Genomic DNA, 8,687 nt, shown 5'->3' on the forward strand with positions numbered 1-8,687 from the left:
GTCATTGCGAGTGGCCGTAGGCTGCGTGACAATCTCAGGATTTTGGCACGAGATGCTTCGTCAAAATTTTCAATTTTTCCTCGCAACGACGTTTTTAAGCCATAACGAGAATAGTTTATGCTAAAAGAAGAAGACAAAATTTTTACTAACCTGCATGGGCAGCAAAGCCATGATTTGAAATCTAGCAAGAAGCGAGGCGATTGGGAGAATACTAAAGCTTTGCTTGATAAAGGTAGAGATTTCATCGTTGAAGAGGTTAAGAAATCAGGGCTTAGAGGGCGAGGAGGTGCCGGATTTTCTACCGGTATGAAATGGTCATTTATGCCTAAAAATTTAGAGAAGCCTTGCTATTTAGTAGTAAATGCCGACGAGTCTGAGCCTGGCACTTGTAAGGATCGTGATATATTAAGGTTTGAGCCGCACAAATTAATAGAAGGTTGCTTGCTTGCAAGCTTTGCTATAGGAGCGAATAATTGTTATATCTATATTAGAGGTGAGTTTTATAATGAAGCCTCTAATATTCAGCGTGCCTTAGATGAAGCCTATAAAGAAGGGTTAATAGGAAAGAATGCTTGCGGTTCGGGCTTTGATTGTAATATTTATTTACATCGTGGGGCGGGTGCTTATATTTGTGGCGAAGAAACGGCATTGCTTGAAAGCTTAGAGGGCAAAAAAGGTATGCCTCGTTTAAAGCCGCCTTTTCCTGCCGGCTTTGGGTTATATGGCTGTCCGACTACTATAAATAATGTTGAGTCTATCGCAGTAGTGCCAACCATTTTAAGACGAGGAGCTAGCTGGTTTGATGGTATAGGTAAACCTAACAATACGGGAACTAAGATTTTCTGCATATCAGGGCATGTTAACAAGCCTTGTAATGTTGAAGAAGCAATGGGCATTTCGTTAAAAGAATTGATTGAGAAATATGCGGGTGGTGTTCGTGGTGGATGGGATAATCTTAAAGCCATAATCCCAGGCGGTTCTTCCGTGTCTTTACTTCCTAAGTCATTATGTGAAGTGGATATGGATTTTGATAGTTTAAGAACCGCAGGTTCCGGACTTGGTACAGGCGGTATTATAGTTATGGATCAATCTACCGATATTATTTATGCAATAGCAAGGCTTAGTAAATTTTACATGCATGAATCTTGCGGGCAATGTACTCCTTGCCGTGAGGGTACGGGCTGGATGTGGCGAGTTATGATGCGGCTAGTTAAAGGTAATGCCAAAAAATCTGAGATAGACGAACTCCTTAACGTTACGAAAGAAATAGAGGGGCATACTATCTGTGCTTTAGGTGATGCGGCAGCTTGGCCGATTCAAGGGCTGATACGCCATTTTAGAAGCGAGATTGAGGCAAGGATAAAGAGTTATAGCGTGGTTTGACTTTATCGTCATTGCGAGGAGATATTGCCCGCGTGGATACTAAGCCGTCATTGCGAGCGACTGAAAGGAGCAAGGAGCGTGGCAATCTCATAAAATAATAACAAACTCCTGAGATTGCTTCGTCAATTACTTTGTAATTTCCTCGCAATGACGATTCCATTTTATAAATAATTAAGAGATTATGCAAACAGATAATACAAAATCAAACACTAATAAAACAGCTAAGCAAGAGTGGGGGTCTTTTGCTTTTGTAATATGTATCGCTTTACTTATTAGAATACTTATTATGGAGCCGTTTACCGTTCCGACCGGGTCTATGAAAGCAACCATAATTGAGAATGACTATATATTTTCTACGAAATATAGTTATGGTTATAGTAATTATTCTTTATCTTTTTTTGATTTTATTCCTCTTTTTAAAGGGCGAATATTTGCTCGTGAACCGGAGCGTGGCGATATTGTAGTTTTTCGTCCGCCTAACGATATGAGTGTTAGATATATAAAGCGTTTAATAGGGCTACCCGGCGATAAAATTCAATTGATTGATGACGTAATATATATTAACGACAAAAAAATAGAACGCACGGAAGTTGGAACTTATATAAGCGAAGAGGGAATAAAATATTTAAAGTTTAAAGAAACACTGCCAAACGGTATAACATATTTTTCTTATAAGCTTGCTCCTATTTGTGGTGTTATATATAATGATAGATACGGTAATACAGATGTTTTTTATGTACCTGAAGGGAAATATTTCTTTTTAGGGGATAATAGAGATCAGTCAAATGATAGTAGAGTAAATCTTGGATTTGTACCGTTTGAAAATTTTATTGCTAAAGCACAATTTATTTGGTTCTCAACAAAAATAACTTGGTGGGATAATGATATAGGAGTTATTAATCTAGTACTAAAGTTAAAGCCATGGATTGAATCTGTTAGGTTAAATCGAATTTTCAGAAATCTTTATAACACGGATGCGTAATGGAATCATTTGCGAAGTTAGAAAAGCTACTTAGCTATAGTTTCAAAAATAAAGAGCTTTTAATAGAGGCGTTGAGTCACCCGTCTTTAAGGCAACATCACAAGTACAAGGATGATAAAGATTATGAACGATTAGAATTTCTAGGTGATGCCATATTAAATTTAGTAATCACAGAAGTTTTATTTAGAAATTTTGCAAATTATAATGAGGGGAATTTAGCTAAAATTAGATCATATTTGGTTTGCAAAGAAACAATATGCATGGTTGGAGCTAAACTTACTTTAAAAAATTATATAATTATGACTCATGGCGAAGAAGTAGCAGGCGGGCGTGATAATCTTAATAATATAGAAAATGCCACGGAAGCTTTAATTGCAGCTATATATCTTGATAGCAATATTGAAACAACCCATGATATTATCGAGAAGTTATGGGCAGAATTTATAAAAGTTCAGAATTTAACGGATTATGACCCAAAAACTGCTTTACAAGAATGGGCTCAAGCTAGTGATCATCACCTACCTATATATCGTCTGATAAAAAGAGAAGGAGCCTCCCATTCATCGACTTTTACGGTTCTTGTAAAAGTAAAAGATTATGAACAAACAGGCACTGGTCACGCAATAAAAGAAGCAGAGAAAAACGCAGCACGAAGCTTATTGCATAGACTTAAAAATGACTAATAGACATCTTGCCAAACCAGCTTATAGAGAGGAATTTAAAGGAGACACGGAAGCACTTGCTGCCGCAGCGTACACACTAGTAAGCGAGGATGCGAGTACTGGATTGATGTCTAAATTACCTCTAGAAGTGAAGTTTGGGAAGATGTCTAATCAGAAAACGGTATCGGTTTGTATAATCGGGCGACCTAATAGCGGAAAATCAACTTTATTAAACAGAATAATCGGTGAGAAGCTTTCAATCGTTACCCCAAAAGTTCAAACTACTAGGTCAATTATTACCGGTATTATTACCTTAAAAGATACGCAGGTAATTTTATACGATACGCCCGGTATATTTGAGCCGAAAGGGAGCTTAGAGAAAGCAATGGTAAGATGTGCGTGGTCTAGTTTGCATAGTGCGGATTTAGTTCTGTTAATTATTGATAGTCTAAAGTTGTTTGATGATATAACGCATAATATTTTAGATAAGCTTCGCTCACTTAATATTGTTCCGATATTGTTATTGAACAAAATAGACATCGAATCAAAATATCTAAATGACATTAAAGCTTTTTTAACAGAAAATCATCCTGATAGCTTGCTTTTTCCTATATCTGCTTTATCAGGCAAAAATATTGATGGATTACTTGAATATATAACAAGTAAGGCCAAAATTTCTCCTTGGCTTTATGCAGAAGACGACATAACGGATTTACCTATGCGTTTTATTGCAGCAGAAATTACAAGAGAGCAGTTATTTTTAAATTTGCAGAAAGAACTCCCTTATAAATTAACCGTACAAACCGAAAAATGGGAAGAGCTTAAAGACAAATCCGTAAAGATTAATCAAGTTATAGTAGTTTCAAGAGAGAGCTATAAAACTATAATACTCGGTAAAAACGGCTCTAAAATCAAAGAAATAGGAGCAAAATCTCGAATGCAAATGGAGAGGTTTTTTGGATTTCCTGTTCATTTATTTTTATTCGTTAAGGTGCGTGAGCTGTGGGAGAATAATCAAGAATTTTATCAGTATATGAAGATATAAAGCTGTCACCCTGTGGCTTGACAGGCTTTGTTGGATGGTTTTCGATGTCATTCCCGCGAAAGCGGGAATGACATAAAAGCCATATAATAATGCCAATAAAAATAACATTAAATAATCATGATAATACTTGGGATTGATCCGGCACTTGGGAGTCTTGGATGGGCAGTAGTGGCAAAGGAGGCCGCACAGTTGAAATATTTAGCTAGTGGTATTATTAGAACAAATAGTAAGGATGCAATTCATCATAGACTTGCTTTTATTAATAGTACATTAGAAAAAGTAATATTAGAATATCAACCAAATATGGCAGCGATTGAAGAAACATTTGTTAATACTAATAGCGTGACTTCTTTAAAGCTTGGATATGCTAGAGGGGCGATAATGTCGCTGATCGGTAGATATAATTTGGATATGCGAGAGTTTAAACCAAATACGGTAAAAAAAACCGTAACAGGATATGGGCATGCAGAGAAAGACCAAATTTTGCATATGATAAAGCTTTTGCTGCCTGGCACTTCCTTAATTACCAATTCCGATGAAGCTGACGCCGTAGCGATTGCCTATACCTGCTTAGTTACAAAAAATTATTAAAATGAATCCAATAATAATATTAGTTGCCCCGCAAATGGGTGCGAATATCGGTGCTACTGCAAGAGCAATGAAGAATTTTGGCTTAAATGAGCTTAGAATCGTAGCTCCAAGAGACGGCTGGCCTAATGAGCAAGCACGTAGTAATGCAGTCGGAGCGGTTAATATTATAGATCATGCAAAAATTTTTGATAGCCTAGAGGATAGCATTAAAGACCTCGAATATTTATATGCTACTACTTGCATTAAAAGGGCTATGAATAAAGATTATGTATTTTCACAAAATTTACCTTTAGATTACCCAAATTCTGAAAAAGTCGGGATAATGTTCGGGCGGGAAAATAATGGGCTTAGCAACGAAGAAATCACATTTGCTAATAAGATTATCACTATTAATACAAACGAATTTAGCTCATTAAACATTGCTCAAGCGGTTATTATTATATGCTATGAGTTGTTTCGTAATTCTACGCCCAGAGAGGATGTACATAACATTCAAAAATTAGCTACTAAAGAAGAAATAGAGCATTTTTTAGTAAATTTATTCGGCACACTCGATAAAGCTGGATTCTTCAAGGCTCCCGACAAAAAACCTGCTATGCAACAAAATATCACTAATATATTTACACGTATAAATAGTCTCTCTTCCCCTGAAGTCCAAACTCTGCAAGGTATTATTAAATCTTTAAATCAATGATATTTAGTAATTCCTTAAGTTCAGGAACATAATTTCTTATTCGGTTATATATTTTATCAGCAAGCTTTTTATCATAAGTATGAGATGTCATATTACGATCAGTAAGCATATAAATCCATAAACTCTCATCATTTATAATACCGGCAACAAAAGCTTCCTTTATCACTTCTTTAGGATAGTGAAGAACTGTGCCTTTTTGAGAAAAATATTCTTTTAAAAACTTCCAAGCGAGTTAAAAAGTAAATTCAAATCTTTGTGTAGTGGCATCAATATAAGCCCTATCTTCTGTTGTCGGTTTTAAATAAATATCTTCAAGCGTCATAAAAGCTTTACGAAATTTTTCAAGTTTAAGGTTTATTTTTGACATATATAATTTTTTTTCTTTTAATATATTTTTATAAAGTTCAGAGCTTATTTTAGTACTTTCAAACCTTACACAATCTATTTTTAAAAGCGTGTCGGCATTCTTTATAATAGACATAACTTCTAGCCATTCTTGATCTGTAATATTAGGGCAGATAATTGCAATATCAATATCGGAACGCTCATCGTTATCCCCTCTAGCACGAGAGCCAAAAAGCCATATTTCGTTGACAAACGGTAAAGATTTTAGCTTATTAATGAATATATATGATTGTATATCTTTATCCCCATATAATTACCAGCTTTTGATTAAAGATTTAATAATTTCAGCTACTCTTTCTGCTTCATTTAAGGGGTTGTAGCTATATTCTTCTAGAGCAATAGCCGACTTATCAAAAATTCTTGCTATCTTCTGTTCTACTAACTGCTTTATAAAAATCTTATGCTTTGAAGAATTAAAGTTTGGTGGGCAGAATATATAAAGAGGCTTGCCGCTTGAAGCTGTTTCACTGCACATTGAGATCGAGTCGGCCGTAGAGATTATATATTTTGCCTTGGAGAGCATAGCTATATAAGGATTATAGCCTGCGTCTTCGTTCGGGTCATAAATAATTGTAGAGGACGGCATATTATTTTTAATAATTGATTTTACAGTATGTGGTGTACGTCTACTAAAACTAATGAAAAAAGGTATTTTTTGATTAGTATATATTTTATTTAATAATGAAGCAAATAAAACTGCTTCATCTTCATGGAAATTAAATTTTTTATTATTCCCACCTATTATCACTGCAATAAACTGTTTAAGATTAGGATAATGTTTTTGGAGTTCCAAGTTCGCCGCGGCGAACTTTTCGGTTACGTTGTTGATAGCTCCGTTGATGGGGATGATGTTTTTAAAGTCGTCATTGCGAGGAAATACGAAGTATTGACGAAGCAATCTAGTAAAAAAGCTCTGAGATTGCTTCAGCCACTTTGTGGCTTCGCAATGATGTTGGTCATGATAAGGCAGAATAACGGCATCAAATGCATTATAAGGAAGATTAGGCTGCATTATTTGTATTAACTTGATATCTTTAAATTTCTTTTTTAAATAAAATGCTAGTACTGTCGTTCTTCTTCCAGCGGTAATTATCATATCAGGCGGGGACTTATCCAAAAGATACTGCAATAGCTCACTTTTTATATGAATAGGATAATATTTTAGTAAAAAGTTCGGTAGCTTAGCTAAGCAATTATATTCAAGCTTAATTGTTGTATATTCTTCCGTTAATTTTTCAGCAAGTGCAATAGCCTGATGGGTGTTGCCTGTTCTATCATCTGCCAATACGTGTATTTTCATTGTAAATACTTCTCTAAAGGTAATGTTAATAAGTTTGTTAGAGGTAGTGATTTATCGCAAGCCTCGGCTATTTGCGGTGTGATCGGAATTTGAGCGATTAGTGGTATATTATATTTTTGCGATAAATGTCCGCCACTATTATTTTTAAGCATATAGCTCATATTCTCAATTATTCCCAAAATAGGTAAATTTAGTTTTTGATATAAATCTATAGAACGTATTACGTCTATTTCTGATATTTTTTGTGGTGTAGTTACGATTATTACGCCGTCTAAATGATAATTTTCTAGTATACTTAAATGAATATCACCTGTCCCCGGTGGCATATCGATAATTAAATAATCTAAATTATCCCATTTTGTTACCGATAATAATTGATAAATAGTCTTACTCGCCATAGGACCACGCCAAATAATTGCCGAGCGGTCTTTAACGAAGAAGCCTATAGACATAATTTCGATGCTTTGAGCAAGTACCGGTATTATTCGTCCATCTTTCGTTTTCGGTACTTCGTTAATGCCGAATATATGCGGAATTGACGGACCGTAAATATCCGCATCTACTATCCCGACTCGGTAATTTGCTAGACTTAACTGCTGAGCGATAAGAGCCGATATTGTAGATTTTCCGACTCCGCCTTTACCTGACGCTACTAAGATAATTTTTTTTACATTTTCTACAAAATGTTTTGGTTTTTGAACTTTTTTCTCAATCGGTTTACTTTCGGTAAAAACAATTGTTATTTTATTTACTTCCGAAATCTCGTTAAGTTTATTAATTGCCTTAAGTCTAATTTCTTCGGCTTCTAACTTGTTTTTACCTGATATATCTATTGAGAAACCGATATTATTACCTTTAATTATAATATCCGATATAACTTCATTTAAAAAAGTACCATCTTTAAAGGTAATATGCTGAGTTTTATCTATAATTTGTCGTTGGTGTAAATTCGCCATAATTAAATTTCCTTTTTAAAGCTGTTTAAGCTCGTAACTTGACGTTATATACTATTATATATATAATTATCTCATCTTTAAAATAATATAAAACAACAAAGCAAATGCTTAATAAAAAATATATCTCAATTTTAAAAAAATCCCCATGGAAGGATTTTGATTCTGATAAAGAAGATAACATATTCACAAGACCGCGTAAAACTCAATTTAATTTTGATCAATTTCAATTCCCGTTTAATTTCAATGCTAAAACAATAATTTTAGCTGTTGTCGCAGTGGTTGCTTTATGGCTCGCTTCGGGTATTTATGAAATAAAAGAAGGCGAAGAAGCAGCGGTAATAAGATTTGGGCGTTTTGTGCGTAAGGGCTACCCCGGGCTTAATTATCATTTACCGGCGCCTTTTGAAAAGATAATAGTTGAGAAAGTTAAACAATCACGTCGGATTGAGATTGGTTATCGTACAAATAGCTCTCTGCGTAGCGGTGGCGATAATACTAAAAATATTGCCGGTGAAAGTATAATGCTCACCGGTGATGAAAATATCGTTGCTTTAAATTGTGACGTAATGTGGCATATTAATAATCTTGAAGATTTTATTTTTAACGTACAAAGACCTGAAGAAACAGTAAAAGCAACAGTCGAAAGTGCCGTTAGGGAAGTCATAGGCA

The 8,687-nt window shown here is 34.8% G+C and carries 10 protein-coding genes and 1 pseudogene; 7 read left to right on the plus strand and 4 right to left on the minus strand.

What is annotated here, in order from left to right; translation table 11 throughout:
* Positions 1 to 117: 117 nt before the first annotated feature.
* The 6 genes from nuoF to O6R16_RS02500 all read left to right on the plus strand — a co-directional run bounded on the left by nuoF (position 118) and on the right by O6R16_RS02500 (position 5,357).
* Positions 118 to 1,383, plus strand: coding sequence for an NADH-quinone oxidoreductase subunit NuoF (gene nuoF / locus O6R16_RS02475; RefSeq protein WP_499679867.1), 1,266 nt, complete (start codon positions 118 to 120; stop codon positions 1,381 to 1,383).
* 181 nt (positions 1,384 to 1,564) lie between these two features.
* The gene (gene lepB, locus O6R16_RS02480) at positions 1,565 to 2,365 is read left to right on the plus strand and encodes a signal peptidase I (protein ID WP_499679868.1); all 801 of its coding nucleotides are present in this window, start codon (positions 1,565 to 1,567) and stop codon (positions 2,363 to 2,365) included.
* A complete protein-coding gene (gene rnc, locus O6R16_RS02485) occupies positions 2,365 to 3,048 on the plus strand; it encodes a ribonuclease III (protein ID WP_499679869.1) in 684 nt (227 codons plus the stop codon). Before lepB ends, rnc begins: the two co-directional genes overlap by 1 nt.
* Positions 3,041 to 4,072: a GTPase Era gene (gene era / locus O6R16_RS02490; protein WP_499679870.1), complete on the plus strand. Its 1,032-nt coding sequence runs from the start codon at positions 3,041 to 3,043 to the stop codon at positions 4,070 to 4,072. The genes rnc and era overlap by 8 nt, the downstream gene beginning before the upstream one ends.
* Positions 4,073 to 4,189: 117 nt before the next feature.
* Positions 4,190 to 4,663: a crossover junction endodeoxyribonuclease RuvC gene (ruvC, locus tag O6R16_RS02495; protein WP_499679871.1), complete on the plus strand. Its 474-nt coding sequence runs from the start codon at positions 4,190 to 4,192 to the stop codon at positions 4,661 to 4,663.
* 1 nt (position 4,664) lies between these two features.
* Positions 4,665 to 5,357 carry an RNA methyltransferase gene (locus O6R16_RS02500; protein WP_499679872.1) on the plus strand — a complete coding sequence of 231 codons (693 nt, stop codon included), beginning with the start codon at positions 4,665 to 4,667 and terminating at the stop codon, positions 5,355 to 5,357.
* Here the strand turns inward: O6R16_RS02500 and O6R16_RS02505 are convergent.
* The 4 genes and pseudogenes from O6R16_RS02505 to O6R16_RS02520 all read right to left on the minus strand — a co-directional run.
* Positions 5,338 to 5,529: pseudogene (locus O6R16_RS02505) on the minus strand (HI0074 family nucleotidyltransferase substrate-binding subunit); the annotation flags it as partial. The gene O6R16_RS02500 and the pseudogene O6R16_RS02505 overlap by 20 nt on opposite strands.
* A gap of 60 nt (positions 5,530 to 5,589) precedes the next feature.
* Positions 5,590 to 5,997: a nucleotidyltransferase domain-containing protein gene (locus O6R16_RS02510; protein WP_499679877.1), complete on the minus strand. Its 408-nt coding sequence runs from the start codon at positions 5,995 to 5,997 to the stop codon at positions 5,590 to 5,592.
* A gap of 18 nt (positions 5,998 to 6,015) precedes the next feature.
* Complete coding sequence (locus O6R16_RS02515; RefSeq protein ID WP_499679873.1) at positions 6,016 to 7,062, minus strand: mitochondrial fission ELM1 family protein; 1,047 nt, start codon at positions 7,060 to 7,062, stop codon at positions 6,016 to 6,018.
* Positions 7,059 to 8,018, minus strand: coding sequence for an Mrp/NBP35 family ATP-binding protein (locus O6R16_RS02520; RefSeq protein ID WP_499679874.1), 960 nt, complete (start codon positions 8,016 to 8,018; stop codon positions 7,059 to 7,061). The genes O6R16_RS02515 and O6R16_RS02520 overlap by 4 nt, the downstream gene beginning before the upstream one ends.
* A gap of 104 nt (positions 8,019 to 8,122) precedes the next feature.
* Between O6R16_RS02520 and O6R16_RS02525 the strand changes: the two genes are divergently transcribed.
* On the plus strand, positions 8,123 to 8,687 hold a 565-nt coding region (locus O6R16_RS02525; protein ID WP_499679875.1), incomplete at its 3' end, for an SPFH domain-containing protein.

The organism is Candidatus Rickettsia tasmaniensis (genome assembly GCF_036857515.1).
GTDB lineage: Bacteria > Pseudomonadota > Alphaproteobacteria > Rickettsiales > Rickettsiaceae > Rickettsia > Rickettsia rickettsii.

What these genes read in the sequence shown, in the direction of transcription:
- nuoF (WP_499679867.1), top strand. Translation starts at nt 118, where the DNA reads ATGCTAAAAGAAGAAGACAAAATTTTTACTAACCTGCATGGGCAGCAA.
- lepB (WP_499679868.1), top strand. Translation starts at nt 1,565, where the DNA reads ATGCAAACAGATAATACAAAATCAAACACTAATAAAACAGCTAAGCAA.
- rnc (WP_499679869.1), top strand. Translation starts at nt 2,365, where the DNA reads ATGGAATCATTTGCGAAGTTAGAAAAGCTACTTAGCTATAGTTTCAAA.
- era (WP_499679870.1), top strand. Translation starts at nt 3,041, where the DNA reads ATGACTAATAGACATCTTGCCAAACCAGCTTATAGAGAGGAATTTAAA.
- ruvC (WP_499679871.1), top strand. Translation starts at nt 4,190, where the DNA reads ATGATAATACTTGGGATTGATCCGGCACTTGGGAGTCTTGGATGGGCA.
- O6R16_RS02500 (WP_499679872.1), top strand. Translation starts at nt 4,665, where the DNA reads ATGAATCCAATAATAATATTAGTTGCCCCGCAAATGGGTGCGAATATC.
- O6R16_RS02515 (WP_499679873.1), bottom strand. Translation starts at nt 7,062, where the DNA reads ATGAAAATACACGTATTGGCAGATGATAGAACAGGCAACACCCATCAG.
- O6R16_RS02520 (WP_499679874.1), bottom strand. Translation starts at nt 8,018, where the DNA reads ATGGCGAATTTACACCAACGACAAATTATAGATAAAACTCAGCATATT.